A 279-nucleotide genomic window follows, 5' to 3' on the forward strand; every position below is an offset into this window, starting at 1 on the left:
TCGGTGCGCTATCTGGCCGATATCCGGCTTGATTCGCGCCATAAAATGCCCAATCCGAAAAAGCAGACGGTGATCCTTTTCGCTCGTCCGGGCGGGGCCAGCGGCGAAATCCAGCTTGTTTCGCCCGACGCGCAATTGCCGTGGAGCCAGCCGCTCGAAGCGCAGATCCGCAAGATTCTGGCCGATCTGGCCGCCCCTGATTCGCCGCCCCATATTACCGGAATTAATATGGCGCTCTATCAACCCGGCGATCTGGCGGGCGAGGGTGAGACGCAGATC

1 protein-coding gene is annotated in these 279 nt (G+C 60.6%); it reads left to right on the plus strand.

Annotated elements, in window-relative coordinates:
- Positions 1 to 279: hypothetical protein (locus tag ACZ3HH_RS29715; RefSeq protein ID WP_465810118.1), on the plus strand; the 279-nt coding region annotated here is incomplete at both ends.

The organism is Pseudomonas sp. PME37.24/025, assembly GCF_055556615.1.